This window comes from Enterococcus sp. AZ077, assembly GCF_051714965.1.
GTDB lineage: Bacteria > Bacillota > Bacilli > Lactobacillales > Enterococcaceae > Enterococcus_B > Enterococcus_B hirae.
The window spans coordinates 2379292-2394853 of record NZ_JBIOSX010000001.1 but is presented as its reverse complement, the minus strand read 5'-3'; the positions used below and the strand labels follow the sequence as shown (position 1 = coordinate 2394853).

Annotated in this window: 12 protein-coding genes; 5 read left to right on the top strand and 7 right to left on the bottom strand. The window is 36.6% G+C overall.

Annotated elements, in window-relative coordinates:
- Window positions 1–3 precede the first annotated feature (3 nt).
- The 4 genes from IGL28_RS11145 to IGL28_RS11130 all read right to left on the bottom strand — a co-directional run bounded on the left by IGL28_RS11145 (window position 4) and on the right by IGL28_RS11130 (window position 4983).
- On the bottom strand, window positions 4–588 hold the full coding sequence (locus tag IGL28_RS11145; protein WP_081128462.1) for a biotin transporter BioY: 585 nt from the start codon (window positions 586–588) through the stop codon (window positions 4–6).
- A complete protein-coding gene (bioD, locus tag IGL28_RS11140) occupies window positions 575–1252 on the bottom strand; it encodes a dethiobiotin synthase (protein WP_034699883.1) in 678 nt (225 codons plus the stop codon). The genes IGL28_RS11145 and bioD overlap by 14 nt, the downstream gene beginning before the upstream one ends.
- Window positions 1242–2207, bottom strand: coding sequence for a biotin synthase BioB (gene bioB, locus IGL28_RS11135; RefSeq protein WP_081204196.1), 966 nt, complete (start codon window positions 2205–2207; stop codon window positions 1242–1244). Before bioB ends, bioD begins: the two co-directional genes overlap by 11 nt.
- 868 nt (window positions 2208–3075) lie before the next feature.
- Window positions 3076–4983, bottom strand: coding sequence for a M13 family metallopeptidase (locus IGL28_RS11130; protein WP_128427465.1), 1908 nt, complete (start codon window positions 4981–4983; stop codon window positions 3076–3078).
- A gap of 179 nt (window positions 4984–5162) precedes the next feature.
- Here IGL28_RS11130 and IGL28_RS11125 point away from each other — a divergent pair, with 179 nt between their 5' ends.
- From IGL28_RS11125 to IGL28_RS11110, 4 genes are all read left to right on the top strand, one after another.
- Window positions 5163–6011, top strand: a complete 849-nt coding sequence (locus IGL28_RS11125) for a dihydrolipoamide dehydrogenase (RefSeq protein WP_438843957.1) — start codon at window positions 5163–5165, stop codon at window positions 6009–6011.
- Between the two features lie 81 nt (window positions 6012–6092).
- On the top strand, window positions 6093–7067 hold the full coding sequence (locus IGL28_RS11120; RefSeq protein ID WP_010720818.1) for a ribose-phosphate diphosphokinase: 975 nt from the start codon (window positions 6093–6095) through the stop codon (window positions 7065–7067).
- Between the two features lie 176 nt (window positions 7068–7243).
- Window positions 7244–8374, top strand: a complete 1131-nt coding sequence (locus IGL28_RS11115) for a cysteine desulfurase family protein (RefSeq protein WP_081128468.1) — start codon at window positions 7244–7246, stop codon at window positions 8372–8374.
- A 75-nt stretch (window positions 8375–8449) separates the two neighbouring features.
- On the top strand, window positions 8450–8791 hold the full coding sequence (locus IGL28_RS11110) for a DUF1831 domain-containing protein (RefSeq protein ID WP_081128470.1): 342 nt from the start codon (window positions 8450–8452) through the stop codon (window positions 8789–8791).
- 124 nt (window positions 8792–8915) lie between these two features.
- Here IGL28_RS11110 and IGL28_RS11105 read toward each other — a convergent pair whose 3' ends face one another.
- Window positions 8916–9692 (bottom strand): hypothetical protein, encoded by a 777-nt coding sequence (locus IGL28_RS11105; protein ID WP_081128472.1) that lies wholly within the window; start codon window positions 9690–9692, stop codon window positions 8916–8918.
- Between the two features lie 95 nt (window positions 9693–9787).
- Window positions 9788–13648, bottom strand: a complete 3861-nt coding sequence (locus tag IGL28_RS11100) for a bacterial Ig-like domain-containing protein (RefSeq protein WP_081128474.1) — start codon at window positions 13646–13648, stop codon at window positions 9788–9790.
- A 698-nt stretch (window positions 13649–14346) separates the two neighbouring features.
- Between IGL28_RS11100 and IGL28_RS11095 the strand changes: the two genes are divergently transcribed.
- Entirely contained in the window at window positions 14347–14958 is a 612-nt protein-coding gene (locus tag IGL28_RS11095; RefSeq protein WP_081128476.1) for a metallophosphoesterase, read from the top strand.
- Between the two features lie 163 nt (window positions 14959–15121).
- On the opposite strand, the gene IGL28_RS11090 is transcribed toward IGL28_RS11095, so the two are convergent.
- Window positions 15122–15283, bottom strand: a complete 162-nt coding sequence (locus IGL28_RS11090) for a hypothetical protein (protein WP_164885429.1) — start codon at window positions 15281–15283, stop codon at window positions 15122–15124.
- Between the last annotated feature and the right edge of the window lie 279 nt (window positions 15284–15562).

Genomic DNA, 15562 nt, shown 5'->3' with positions numbered 1-15562 from the left:
TTATTAGGAGATAAAGAGTTGGTTTGCTAGTTTGTGCTTATGAATGAGTGGCAATAACTTATAGGTAAGCAAACTAGCTACGAACACAAGTAAGATATCGCAACTTAAATCAATCAATGTGGAAACTGCTAGCACACTGTAAATAACATTCGTTTCTTTAAGGTGAAAGAATAAAATCAAGCATTTATACAACAGACCGATTAAATAGAGATAAAGTAATCCTGAATAGTTAATGATCAGGATTTTTTTTAATGGGTGCCATTTTCTACGCCAGAACAATTTTGACAGTGTAGCTTGAATCAGTGGGAAAGTTGCAAAAGATAGTAGAAAGCCAAAACTAGGTTTAAAAATATAAAAAATACCTCCGCCACTAGCGAAAATCGGTAATCCAATGAGCCCTAGGATCAAATAACTGAATGTGACAATGAGCCCGTATTTTGTTCCTAATAAAGGATAAATCAGATAAATCGTTATAATTTGTAAAGATAAATAATCGAATAGTGGTAACGGAATCACTAGTTTTGCTGTGATGATCAATAATGCCATCATCATCGCCATCATGGTGATATCTCGCCTATTTGTATACATTTAAATGCCACTCCTTACTAAGTTCTCTTTTTTTTGTTCTCGATTTTAACCAATGAGTTAAATCCTCTAAATAGGGTAATTTGCCAATTTGTGTGATTCCTGTCTTATCTGTCATCCATTGGCTTAAATCTTCCATGTCATTCTTTTCATTTGCTTTACTTGAATTAAAAACCAGACCTGCTATTGGAATGTTTTCGCTTTGTAATAAACTAGTCGTTAGCAACGTATGATTGATTGCACCTAAATAATTATCCGAAACGAGAATAACCGGTAATTGCAAAAGTTTGATCATGTCTAACATGGTTTGCGAGTCATTAATGGGAGAAAGCAGACCACCTGCTAATTCAAAAATCGTGGGTCGATTTTTTTTCAAGACAACATTTGCTTTTTCCTTCAAGACAAGTAGATCGATCCATTGATGTTCTTTTCTGCTAGCGATATGTGGAGATGCTTCTAATGACATTGAATAGAAATGAACAATATTTTGTTTCTCAATATGGCAGGCTTGATAAAAATCTGTATCAGGAAACGGTCCTGTTTGGATCGGTTTCACGAGTAACGGTTCCTGATTTGTCAGATCACGTAAATATTCATAGAGTAAGACACTGATCACTGATTTTCCACAATCGGTATGAATCCCGCAAATAATATAATTATTCTTCATTACAGACACCAGCCACAACTAAACCTAAACGATCAAGCATTTTTTGATCTTCAGAAATAGGTGCTCCTTTCTCTGTCAAATAGTTGCCTAAAAAAATAGAATCCACGATCAATAAAGCAAATGGTTGGAGTTCTCCTAAATGAAACTCTCTTCCGGCACTTACCCTAAGTTCTGTAGTAGGGAATAGTAACCTCAGCATGGTTAGGATTTTTAAACATTTCATAGGGGTTAGTTCATTGTGTTCCTCAAACATTGTTCCAGCAATTGGAAGTAAAAAATTGACTGGAACGGAATAAGGCTCTTGATCTTTTAAGTCAAAAGCCAGATCGACTAATTGTTCATCTGTTTCTCCCATGCCACAAATAAAACCAGAGCAAATATTCATTTTGCGCTGACGAAGTTTGTTTAATGTTTCTAACCGATCATCATAGGAATGGGTTGTTGTGATGTTGGGGTAATTATCTCGACTAGTATTAAGATTATGATTCAATCGATCTACTCCACACGATTTTAAATAATCAATTTGTTCCTCAGTAACTAAGCCAATGGATAAACAAATCTCAATCGACATTATGCTTTTGATCGTTTGAATTGCCTCACCTAAAAGGTGGATTTCTTTTTTTGATGGGCGTGTTCCGCTTAACGCAATGCAAAACACACTGGAATGATTCTTTTTAGCAATCAACGCTTTACGAATGATTTCTTTTTTGGGTAATAATCCATATGTTTCAATCGTTGCAGAACTTTTTTTTGATTGCGCACAATAACCACAATCTTCTCTACACAAGCCGCTCTTAGCATTCAGCAATGTATTCAGACGGATGATATTTTGTGACTTGTTTGTTTTGAGCTGAAGGGCTTGTGCATAATACCCCCATAAATTAGTTTTGTCTTTTAGTATCTCCAGACATGTTGTTTTTGTTAGCGGAACACAAGGTTCGAATAGATTTTCCATAAAAACACCTCTTTACTTTCGTTAACTAATTTTATTACAAAGGTTAACGAAAATAAAGGGGTAAATGAAATGATGCAGTTTTATGACTATTTATGGTCGGAAAGAGTAGATAACACTAGAGAACAGTGAAGGAAGATGGAAGGATTTATTTTTCTTTATTAAGTGGATTTGGTTTGTGGGTAGTCAAAATGAGCTTGGTAGAAAAGTAAATGATAATATTAAGAGAGGTTGAGACAAAAGTGTTCAGCATCAAGAAATAAGAAGGAATTTCCGAAGATGCTACTTTTGTCTCACCGTGAACAAGAGGTCGTGAAAAGAGTGTGTTGACCTGAGCGCTCACCAAGTAAAAACTGCGACGAGTAATCGCAGGAGCATTAAGGATGGAAATCTCGAAACAGCTTCCCATGTTTTGAGATTTTTTGACTTATCGCCGAAGGTCAGCTCTTTGAACACCGTGAATCAGAGGTCGTGAAAACATCGGGTAGCTCTGATGACAATAAGAAAGAATTTTTTGAAACAGCTCCTCATGTTTTGAAAAATTCAGGCTTATTTCAAGGAGCTGATGTTTGAACACCGTTTAGCAAGAGGCTGTGAAAGAAGCGTTTAGCTCCGAGCGAATAAGAGAGGATTTTTTAAAATAGTTCCTCATATTTTAGAAAATCATCGCTTATTGTTGAGGAGTTGCTTCTTGAACACCGTTTATCCGTTTTTAGAGATACTAGAAAAGACTGAGACAACTTTTGTCTCAGTCCCTCGTAAAGAGAAAAATAGTGTTCAAACAACCGCTCCTTGAAATAAGTCAATTTTTTTATATGAGAGGTTGTTTCAAAAAATTTTCTTATTGCCATTGGAGCGTTTTTTAACTGTATTACCAGATATGCACTCGTTTTTCAGGTGGAAGATACATCGCGTCTTTTTCAGTGATCGCAAATGTGTCATAAAATTCCATCAAGTTTTGGGGTTGGATATTGGCACGTAATTTAGCAGGGGCATGAACGTCGATTTGTAACAACAATTGTTGGTATTCTTTTTTTGCTTTTGTCCGCCAAATCGTCGCCCAGCTGATGAAAAAGTCTGCTAGTGAGTGATCTGCTTCGGTTTTTGCTGCTTCTAAAGCACAACTTAGACCGCCCGCATCTGCTATATTTTCTGAAACAGTAAGCTTACCATTAACAGTACCATCAGCAAATGATAAGCCATCAAATTCTTCGATCATTGCTTGGGCTTTTTCTTGGAAGTGCGCTAGATCTTCTTCCGTCCACCAGTTATTTAAATTACCATATTCATCGAATAAGGCACCATTATTATCGAAGGCATGAGAGATTTCATGGGCGATGACGGCACCGATCCCACCGTAGTTTGCTGAACTTGATTGTTCTAAACTATAAAATGGTGCTTGTAAAATAGCAGCTGGAAAAACAATGACATTTCTGAAAGGGTGGTAATAGGCGTTGACTGTATCAGCACTCATTTCCCATTCCGTCCGATCAACAGGTTGATTCCAGCGACCAAAACGTTCTTTCAATTCGATTTTGCTGAAGGCTAAAGCGTTGGAAAGCAAGGTTCCGCCTTCTTCTTGTGTCACTGTGTGGTACTTCGTATATAAAGCAGGGATTTGGTCTGGATAGCCGACCTGAACTCCTAGTTTATCTAATTTGATGATCGCTTTTTTTCGAGTAGTATCGCTTAACCAGTTGTTTTTTTCTAAACGATCTTTATAGACAGAGATCATTTTTTCGATCATATGCTCAACATCTTTTTTGGCCGCTTCACCAAAGTATTTTTTGCCATAATAATCGCCAACTACTTGGTCAAATTGACCTGAAGCTAAGTAATAGGCAGCTTTTTTCTGCGGCATGGCTTCATCTGTGCCTGAGAGTGTCCGTGAGAAGATTCCGCTGATTTGTCTAAAGTCTTCTGATAGATAACTACTCAACGAACGAATCGTTCGGACGATCATCCAGCTTTTGATCAATTGAAAATGTTCTGTGGTTAGTAGTTCGCCTAACTGTTCAAAATAAACAGGATCCGTCACGATTACTTTATCCGGTGTGGTACCAATCAATCCCACTGTCAACTTTTCCAGATCCAGTTTATCGGTATAGTGGATGAAGGTGTCAAATGACCGGGGATTGTACATTTTGCTATAATCCGCTTTTTCTTCCGCACTTTTAACATGAGGCGCAACCAATCGATCAAATTGGATGGCTTGTTCAACGATTGCCTCTGCTTGGCTTTTTTCTTTTCCGGTTAATTCAACGAGTTGGACCATCATATCAAAGAAAACGCCTAATAGTTGCGCACCATTTGGATGTTCTGCAGTATAGTAAGTTTTGTCAGGTAGAAATAATGAAGGGGGATAAGCAAATAATGCGTTTGTTTGTGCATTTTTCATATCCGCATCGACATCTAAGCTAAACGGTAAAGGTAAACTATCCAATGTCCAAGTAGGAAATTGTTGGTTCAAGTCTTCAAAAGATTCGATTTTTTCAATTCGTTCAATTAAAGGAAGCAACGGTTTAGCAGCTAACTGGTTTCTTCGATCATAATCATTAGCTAATTGATAAAAATGAAGAAAGTGACGCATCATATCTGATTGGACTTTATCAGGTTCAGCCAGCATATGATCAATATCTGTCATCAAAAGATCATCGATACCGTCAACTAAGTCCTGGAAACCGCCAGTGGCTGGTTTATCAGCGGGGATCTTGGCTGTTTTTAGCCATTCTTCATTCACAGCTTCAAAAAAGTCTTGCTTTATAAGTTCTTTGTTCATTCGGTTATCGCTCCTTTTTATCTAATGTTCCTATTATCATATAAAAACAGCGAATAAACAAATAGAAAGAGGAAAGAAGCACTTGTTGGGGTCTTGCCGTAGTCACAGCAGAACTAGTCTATCTGATTTGTTTTTCTCCTTATTTCACTTATAATAAAAAAGACGGAGGTGATTCGTTCTTGAAAACTGTATTTGAACAATCAATCGAATGGAATCTAGATGGTATCAAGAAACGGTTAAGCGCTGTGGAACAGTTGGCGATGAAGGATGAAGAAAAGGGTTACGCTTTAATTTTTGAAGATGGTAGTTATGTCATCCTAGATCAAAACAAACAACCAATAGAATACGGTCCTGCGAGCCACTCCTACCCAGATGCAAGAAAAGCTTATCAACTCGTACCGATGACTGAAGCAGAAGTCACCAATATTTCTCGTTGGCTTGCAGATAATCGTGAAAAAGCTTTGATTGCGCCAAAGGAAAACGGACAAGAACTTTTGGATTGTTGGGTGGGATTGCCTGAACAACGGTTTTTAAACTATAAAAATTGGCGGACACCGTCTGGCTATCTTTGTGGGACCTATGCTGCAACTGTCCTTATTGCTTATTACCAAGATTTTCAAAACGAATTGTTTTTCTCTCCAACGTTACGTGAAAAAGGAACGAAAGACCATGCGCAACTAAGTGAAGCATTACGCCAAGCGATCCAGCCGCTAGGACTTCCGACGGTTCCCGGTCAAGTCAGTCATGGTATCACGAAGTTTTTAAAACATACAGGAAATCGAGTGTCTGCTAGAAGTACGATGCTTGGTTCTTGGCAGCGAGCGACTAAACGGATTCGCCAAGGAAAACCTGTGATCTTAGGGGTGTTGAAAGTATTAGGGAGCACCTATGGCAATCATTGGGTCACTGCATATGCATATTATCGATCCTCTTCTGGAGAACGCTTTTACAAAGTTCATGACAACTGGGGCAACACGGATCAATTGATTCCTGCTAGTTGGTGTAATGGAACTGTTTCGCTGCCTTAAAAATTATTTACAGAAATTACCAGAAAAACTGGAAAAAATATGTTAAACTATCGAAGAAGAGAGAACAATAGGGAGGACAACATGAGTAAAAAGTATCAGGATGACACATTGAAAATCTTTAGCTTGAATGGAAATCGACCACTGGCAGAAAAAATTGCCAAGGTGTTTGGAACGGAGCTAGGAAAAAGTGTCGTAAAACAATTTAGTGATGGAGAGATCTCGATCAATATCGAAGAAAGTATTCGTGGGGATCATGTTTATATCGTGCAATCAACCAATCAGCCAGTTAATGATTATTATATGGAATTATTGATCATGATCGATGCGATGAAACGTGCCAGTGCAAAAACAATCAATGTTGTGTTACCTTATTACGGTTATGCCAGACAAGACCGTACAGCAAAACCACATGAACCGATCACAGCTAAATTGATTGCTAATTTGATCCAAGAAGCTGGCGCAACTCGTGTGCTGACATTGGATTTGCATACAGTTCAAGTCCAAGGATTCTTTGATATCCCTGTAGATAACTTATTCACAATGCCATTGTTTGCTCACTATTACCGAGAACTTGGTTTAACAGGTGACGATATTGTTGTCGTTTCACCAAAAAATAGTGGTGTCCAACGTGCAAGAAGTCTTTCTGAATATTTGAATAGTACATTGGCGATCGTGGATCACGCCGATGATGCAGATGAAAATAGTGGATACGTGATTGGCGATGTCCAGGGAAAAACATGTATCATGGTCGATGACATCTTGAATACTGGTGCAACGCTTGCTCGAGCTGCTAATGTTTTGAAAGAAAACGGAGCAAAAGAGGTTTATGCTTGTGCTTCACATGGCTTGTTGTCTGTTCCTGCAAAACAAATTTTAGATGATGCACCGATTAAAGATATCTGCATCACTGATTCTGTATTTACTCAAGAAGAACGTCATCCTAACAATTTAACGATTGTTACTTGTTCAGAGCTGATGGGAGAAGCGGTTAAACGAATTCATGAAAATACACCAATGAGTCCATTGTTCCGTCTAGAAGAAAAAGTATTTGATTAATCATTTTTTGTTAAGTGATGAAATAAAATTCGTTCGACAATCGTGGTAGCACGAATTGTGGAACGAATTTTTTTCTAAAAGTTGGGAAACTATCCTGGTTTAGCGATTGTTTCTTTGGTAACTTGCTTATTTTATGCTAGAATGTGCCTAGTTCTATTTGGAAGGGATGAAAGAAGTTGGAAAAAATCTATTTGGATCATGCAGCGACGACGCCCATGCATCCCTACGTCATTCAAGAAATGACCACAATGATGCAAGAAACCTTTGGGAATCCTTCGAGTATCCATGGCTTCGGCCGAATTGCCCATGAAAAGTTAGAAACAGCAAGACAACTTATTGCTGATAGTTTACAAGTCAATGATCATGAAATCATTTTTAATAGTGGAGGGACAGAAGGCGATAATACAGCGATCCTTGAAACGGCTTTTTCACGAAAAAAAGACGGGAATCATTTGATCACTACCGCTATCGAACATCCTGCTGTCTTGAATACAATGAAATATCTGGAAACACAAGGCTTTGAAGTCACGTATTTACCAGTAGATGAAAAAGGCAATATTTCACTAACTGACTTTGATGAAGCATTAAGTGATGAAACGATTTTAGTCTCGATCATGTTTGGGAATAATGAAATCGGGAATTTGATGCCAATCAAAGAAATCGGCGAACGGTTGCGGGAACACCCTGCTTATTTTCATACCGATGCGGTTCAAGCTTATGGGAATCAGACGATTCATCCAAGGGAGTTAGGTGTTGATTTACTTAGCATCTCTGCCCATAAAATCAATGGACCAAAAGGCGTAGGATTTTTATATAAAAAAGATGGCATAAATATTCCTTCACTACTTTTAGGTGGAGAACAGGAAGAAAAGCGGCGAGCAGGTACTGAAAATCTCTCAGGTATTTGGGGAATGGCGCAAGCGGTCAAACTTTTAACTGCCGAAGAACGTGAAGCTCGAAGTGAAAAATATGCTGGATTCCAAGAATTGATTTTGAATACCTTGGAAAAAGAAGGAATTTCTTATCAAGTCAACGGCGATTTAAACAACAAATTACCACATGTGTTAAACCTTCGATTACCTGGTGTTTCGAATGACTTACTTTTGATGAAGTTGGATCTAAATGGGATTGCGATATCTACTGGGTCAGCATGTACAGCTGGTAATATCGAACCTTCGCATGTGCTGGAGGCAATGTATGGGAAAGATACACCAATCCTTAAAGAATCCATACGAATCAGTTTTGGTTACGGCAATACCAAAGAAGAAGTCCAACGTTTTCTTGATGTATTGATCCAATCAATCTAAGTTGGAAAAAACCTAGTAAATGATGCAAGAAACTTTTATAATAAAAGTAGAAATCAATTTACCGAGGTGAAAATCATGGCATTTGAAAAAACAGCCACAGTTTTAGGAGCAAAAACAAGTTATCGTTTACATCCAGATGCAAAACGTTACACTTTGAGAGACAATGGATTTATCGAAACAAATGGCGGTAACTATCAGTTGATCCGTCCGCTAGATGCAACCCCACAAAGCAAAGAAGGGTTTAAACTAAAAATCACTGTTTCGAAGGATATCCAAACACTAAAAATGTCTATTACGACAGCTAACGGATTGAAAGCAGTCAATATTTTTAAAGACGACCGGCAAAAAATGAGTCAAGATAAATTTTATTTTTTGATGGATGGTATGATCAGCCGAGGATTATTTGAAAAAGTCTAAGGAAGTCGAACGTATCTATCATTGTTGCCAGTAAAAAAAGCAAAGAGAACAGCTAGTAAAGCTGATTTCTTTGCTTTTTTACTATCTATTGAAACGGGACAATCGCTAGAGAATAACCATTCCTCTATTCTACTTTTGTCCACTCATCTAAGGATTTACCATTTTCATCAATGATTTCTAACCAGCTGTTTGTTCCACCGAAGTAGAGTAACAGACTTGCTTCATTGACGCTTTTGACGATAATATCTTTGATTGTTTTATTTCCTACAATGCTATCTTTATAATCATCACGTAATTTATCCCCATATTTTGCCGCATAACTGACGGAACCGTCTTTATTTAAAGGAGCTTCCGCTAATAGTATAGCCCCCTTTTTGATCAATAGTTCATTTCGACTGATCCAATAAAGTGTTGCCTGACTGTTTCTAAAATTAACGGTAAAAGGGATCTCACTAACTTCCTTTGTCCAACGATGTCTTGCTTTTGCCGGCTTTTTCTTTTGAGGACTGCTTTTTTCTAAAGAGTAACCAAATACTGCCAAGATTTTTGTGATTTCTTCGACTGGTTCCGCTAACTTTTTGACTTGTACTTGAGGGATCGTTTCTTTTGCGGAATCATCGATTTCTACTGTCAATCCCGTTGATTCTGCCTGTTCTTGAAGTAGGTAGCTTAGATGACTGGCTTCAAGATCCCAAGGAAGTTGAACCAATACGATGTGATCCCAACTTTTAGGTACCACGGTTTGACCGATTGCGATACATTGTTTGTTTTTGAAAAATAGATAAAGTGAATGATCAGGTAGAGCTGGTTTTTCTTTTGTGATAGTCATCTTCCCATGTTCATTTGGTAACGTAATCTCGATTGCTGAAGGAGTCAGAGTAGTATGAAAGCTGATAGGCATAATCAATACCTCCTGTTTTTCCTTAAGTTTACCATGATTCACACGCGCTGTCGGTTTTGACTAACTAATAATGAAGTTTGGATTCCTTTGCTTGTTTACTTTTCTTTCACAGTAACTGTAAAAGTAGAATCCGTTCTTTTGACGAGCCCTTTAAAGGTGTAAGTCAATTGATAGACGCCTGGTTTGCTTGTATCGATTTTAGCGCCATTCGTTGTGATGCGTCCATTTGAGTAAGGAACTGATTTCCCGTCTTCATCTGTCGCGCTCACAAAAGCATCTTGTTTATTCCATTTTTCGCCTACGAATACGACATTATCTTTTGTAACGATAGAAGACAAGTCTTCTTTAATCGTGATTTGCTGTCGGGTACTGTATTTCCAATTATTTGTTGCATCATAATAAGCGATTCTAATCGTGTGTGTCCCAGGTTTAGACGTGTCAAGCTCTTTTGTTTTGATTTCATCAATATAGTATTCTTCCACATCTTTTGCTTCAAGCTTTTGTCCATCTTTATCTGTTACGTTTTTAAATGGAGAATTTGGATCGAATGTTTGACCTGTATATAGTGTTACATCTTTTAACTCCAAGGTCGTTTGGTCTTCTACTACTGTGATTATCGCTGTGTCTTTGAACGTTTTTGATTTTCCTTGCAACGAATAGATGACTTCATAAACGCCTGGTTTAGCAGTGTTAGCGGCTCTGCTTATGAAAATTCTTTCATCATCTGCAGGAATTTCATTTCCGTCAGCATCGGTAGCGTATAGAAGATTATCTGCTTTAGTCCATTGTTGTAAAGTGTAAATACGACTGTCTTTTGTTTTAATCGAAGTCAAGTCTTCCTTGACTGTAACATTTGTGGTAGAAGTTACAGTTTTACCTTTATCAGTAAATTGATAGACAATGGTGTAGTCACCCGGTTTGTGAGTATCGACTGTGCCGTTTACTGAAATCCTAGGGTCATCGAAAGAAACAGTTTTTCCATCCGCATCAGTAGCAGAAAGGAAATTGACTTTTTTAGTCCAAGCTTCCCCAACGTATAAGACAGTATCTTTCGTATGGATGGAAGTTTTATTTTCTTTGACCGTAACTGAAAAAGGAGAATCCGTATTTTTGGCAATTCCTTTAAATGTGTAGGTTAAGTCATAAATACCTGGCTTATTTGTATCAACACTAGCATTGTTCGTTACAATCCGCTCGTCTTCAAAGGAAATCTCATTTCCATCTTCATCCGTTGCGTGAACGAAATTATCTTCTTGGTGCCATTTTTGTCCCTGATATAAGATACTATTTTTAGTTTGGATAGAGGAGTTGTCTTCTTTGACCGTAACTGTAAAAGTGGAATCCGTTCTTTTGGCAATTCCTTTAAACGTATAAGTTAACTCATAAACTCCAGGCTTGCTGGTATCAATACGAGCTCCATTTGTTGTGATACGCCCATCTTTGAATGGGATATCTTTACCATCTTCATCTGTTGCGTGAACGAAATTATCTTCTTTACGCCATGCTTGCCCCTGATATAAGATACTGTTTTTGGTTTGGATAGAGGAACGATCAACTGAGTCTACACTGATCTGTATTCCCGCATGGATCGGATTACCTTGACTATCTATAGGAACGATAACAAAGTGATGCGACATGCCTAAAGTTAAATTGACTAGAGAAGACGTTACTGACCCAGCGACAGATGTCATGCCACCGAATAGCCAACCTCCGCCACCAGAAAACCAACCAAAGATATTAAAACCTGATACGTTGAGTCCGCCGAAAAGGCCAGACCAATTAAGTGTTGCTTGAGAAGATGTGATATTTTCTGCTCTATCTTCATTTTGCTTTTCATCATGCTTATCCTCTGTTCGAATGATAACTTGATTACTTTGTTCTGACTCATTTCCAGCTTCATCAATAGCAGTCATATAGTAGGTGTAAGATTGCCCTTTTTCAACGGTGAAATCTGTATAGTAATTGGTGCCTTCGGGAACAATAAAAAATGTTTCATTTGTTGTTAAGAAAGACGGAGTATATTCGACTAGTAATGAAGAGGAGTGTCTTCGGTATAACCGTACTTCTTTTACTTTTTGATTATCTGTTGGAGGAGGCCAGCTAAACCTTGCGGCACTGCTTACTAAAGGTTGCCCTGTTAAAGGTCCAGTTAGTTTTGGTGGTTCAACGTCACGTGTTGTTACTTTTAGTATAGAACTTTTTTCAGATTCATTCCACGCATCATCAACTGCGACAACATAAAACTCATATTCTTTTGCTTGTTCAAGATCATCAAATGTTACTTTTAAATTTTGCGAGTGTTTTCCAGGATCAGGATAGGAAAGATCATTTGCATCTTTTGGAGCAAGTACAGTTTTAGTAAGTTCTCCATTTTTATAGATCTGATACTTTTCAACACCAGTATTATCTGTAGAATGATCAAAGGTTAAAGTGGCAGAATTACCACCGACTTCGATTGTTTTTAAATGATTAGGCGCTGATGGTGGTGCTTCATCAAATAAAATATCTAACATTCGATTTGTTTTCGGAACTTCCTGTTTAAAACGATTACTTATTTCCTTGTCAGGATTGAACTTTGCTGCGAAAGCTTCACAAATAAATTCTTCCCAATTGCTTTTTGCATAAGAACTATTTAACAATGCTACTAATTCATTTATTTCAGCTTCTTTCAGCTGTTTTATTTTAGTCTCAAAAGCAATGGGATCATCTTTGAAAAGTTCTTTATGTTTAAATCTATCTTTTAAATCAATAAGGTAATGAAAAATTTCGTGTATGACTGTAGATGATAAGGTTTTATTTACATCTAGTTGAGGTAAGTTATCGGTTGGTTCGTAATGAGAAAAAGTAATCACGCTGTCACTGTCACTAAAATAACCTTTATCGTCGTCCCATGATTGTGTAAGTCCCAAATGTTTTAGGTCATAGTTCTGTTCAAAAACTTGTTGCCATTGTTCCGCTGGATAGTACTGGTTTAACTTCTCTAATGCTTCTGTATGAACGAATAAACCATTTGTAAAATGAAGTTTTTCCTTTTCTAGTAAATTCTCAGTAAGAATATGATTCGAGCTTAAAGAATCCAAGGTGTGTGAAATGACGCGAATGCTGTTTGTAAGGACGAGTCCGGCATTTAAGCCTAGTGGAGTCAACTTAACAAGGTTAGAAGGAGTATTGTAAAGCGATTTCATTTCGTGGTTCAACTTATTTTCTAACTCGGTTGTCTCATGTTCAAGTTTACTTCGATCGACCAACAGTGCATTGATGGTGATAGTCTTATCTTTTTGATTAAAATTGGACAGGGTATAATGCAAAGTGCTTTCTCTTGGTAATACGTATTTTGAGTCTAAGAGCGTTCCAACCCTCATCATCTTCGTTCCTTTAGGTACAGTAATTTTCATCTGGATATACTCATTATTTTCAAGATTCAGTTTATTTTTAGTCAAACTGCCCAGAAGGTAACCATGGTCAATACCATAACGGCTATTTTTTAACATGGATTGATAGATTTTATCGGGATTGCTAATAAAATACTCTGAATTGATTCCGAAATCATCCGGTGTAAAGTTTGCGTATAAATTAATATCTTCTGATGCTTGTGTGAGAAACAGATCGTCAAGAAGTTTTATATTTTGCTGTGGTTGGTAGTACTCAGATCTGTTCAGGTATTTTATTCGTAATTTTTTGTTGATACCGGTTATAAATTTAATGTCTTCATTAAAAACTGTTGGAAAATGACGATTGCTCCAAGCTAATGCTGCTTTAGAATCATTAGCTAAATTTAACGCATCTACTGTGGTTTCTAGATTGTTCGAGTCTTTGACTTCTTGAAGTGTCTGTTTGTTGTTTTGGGTATATGAAATAAGCGGTAGAGTGACTTCATTCATCTCGTGTGTAATGACGGAGCTGGCAGGATTCAATAGCATCGTAAGCGGCAGTAAAGATAAGAGTAACTTTTTCATGAATTTTTCTCCTTATACTCAATTAAGTATTATTTATTTTTATTCTTTGGTCATTGATACCTTATAAAAAACATACTCTAGTCCTAAAAACAGAAAGTAAACATGGTACCTTCGCTTGGATTTTGGTTGAAAAATGGTGTTGTCTAAAAAAGAAATAAGCGTTTAATACTAAACTTGCAAGGACAATAGGGAAAGATTTTATAAGGTTATCGCACTAAACATTCAAGAGCACCCCTCCTTTGGTATTTCAACAATATAATAACATATAAAAATGATTTAATTACTTATATTTTATAGTTACAAATGTTTTTTATTCTGTCGGTTGTTATGCATAACAAGAATAAATAAATAGTTAGATCGAACATAGTTATATCAAAATTTAAGGTTTTGAAAAGGCGTTTTTGAATATATTGTGATTGTGACATTGTTTTTTTGACAATAATTAACAATGGCTTTTATATAGAGTGATTATTATATTTATTTGTTATTTTATAAATATTTAAAAATAACTTTTGTATAATTAGGTTTTGATGGTGAAATAATATTCGTTTTGAAAAAATGTGGAGGGGGAAGTGGAAATACGGTAAGAGACATCGTTTAGTTTGGTATGATTTGAGAGAGACTGTGGGAATCTAAACAGTTGTAACTTTGTCTTAGATTGTTTACCCTAAAAGAAAAGGAAGTAAGAAGGGGTCAATATGAATTTTTTTATTAGTGATATGCACTTTTTTCATAAAAACTTATTAGGCAATAATGATTTTGCCCCTCGTTTATTTGCTAGTGTGGAGGAAATGAATCAGCAGCTAATAGATAGTTGGAATAAAGTTGTCAAAGAAACCGATCACGTGTATCACTTAGGCGATCTGGCGATGCACCCACAATATGAAAAAGGTAGCCAAGACATACTGGAGCTGGTGCAACAACTCAATGGGACAATCCATTTAATCAAGGGAAATCATGACAGTCGTGCTTTTTTCAGGTATTTAGAAAAACATGATCCAGGAAACAAGGTTGGTTCAAAAAAGTTTTATTTTTATGATGTCGGAACCATCATCAAATTCAATCATCAGCAATACTATTTGACTCATTATCCAATGTTGCTGGGACCAAACGATAGTATCCGTAATCTTCACGGACATATTCATCATTATAGTGTACCGATCGGTAATGATGTGAATGTCGGTGTAGATGCGCCAGAAAGAGAACTGTTGAAAGTGCAACAACCCTTTGGCACACCGTTGTCAGAAGATGACATTGAAGAAATTTACGAAGCCAAACAACAAGAATTAGCACGTCTGAAACAAAAATAAGAGCATGAAATACTTCTGCTAGTCTATAAAAAATAGGCCTCTTAAGTTCGTCTGATAAGGCGAACTTAAGAGCCTTTTTAAATTCCGTTGGAGTTACTTCTATCGTTCGAATGTAACGAAAGTTTTTTTTCTTTGCCGTTAATCAGATATCGTAATTTGGCTTTTATTCAAAAGTTTGATCAAAGGGAGCATATTCATTTTTGGAAAAATAATTGTATTGAGTCAGCTGATCATTAGTCGTTGTATCTACATGGTCATTAGTGACAGAGACAGCAAACAAAAGTGTCCATAAACAGGTGACGATATAAAATAATTCAAATTCCACGGGTATTCCACTTAAGTTTTTATGGTAAAATAATAACAAGCGAAAAATAATTGTATATCTTTAAATTTATATTATATATGTTTTTTTAATAAGATGTAAAACAAAGGGTAACAGCTAGGACGAAATAAATTAAAGCATAATTATGAGCGGTGTTGTTTTAATTTTACAATAACATCAGAGGTTTTTCATAGATTTTTATAAATTTTATTTAGAGGGTTATAGAAGGGTGAATAAACTTAGTCAATAATTATAATGTTTATATGTTATTAAATTTTAGTT